1 tRNA gene and 1 rRNA gene are annotated in these 417 nt (G+C 47.2%); both read right to left on the reverse strand.

Annotation, left to right across the window (positions count from 1 at the left end):
• Positions 1-139 precede the first annotated feature (139 nt).
• Positions 140-215, reverse strand: a tRNA-Ala gene (locus tag C3B52_RS35940).
• An 83-nt stretch (positions 216-298) separates the two neighbouring features.
• A 16S ribosomal RNA gene (locus tag C3B52_RS35945) occupies positions 299-417 on the reverse strand; the annotation flags it as partial.

The raw sequence follows: 417 nt of genomic DNA on the forward strand, positions 1-417 counted from the left end.
TGTTTCTGCGTTGTCTCATGGATGAGACGAACTTAGCAGGCCATCCTTGCATTTGTGTATTACTAAAAAGTACTTACACTTTAAATATCCTTAGCAATTACATGCAGTATCCAGTTTTCAAGGAACATATTTATTCTTTTGGTGGAGCTGAACGGGATCGAACCGATGACCTCCTGCTTGCAAGGCAGGCGCTCTCCCAACTGAGCTACAGCCCCATTATAACCCAAAAAGGGATTATAAGACGAGAGTGATGCACCCTCAAAACCGGAAAGAATGCAATCTGTGTAATGCTCCATAGAAAGGAGGTGATCCATCCGCACCTTCCGGTACGGATACCTTGTTACGACTTCACCCCAGTCATCTACCCCACCTTCGGCGGCTGGCTCCTTGCGGTTACCTCACCGACTTCGGGTGTTG

Source organism: Brevibacillus reuszeri (genome assembly GCF_002897295.1).
Classification (GTDB): domain Bacteria; phylum Bacillota; class Bacilli; order Brevibacillales; family Brevibacillaceae; genus Brevibacillus; species Brevibacillus reuszeri_A.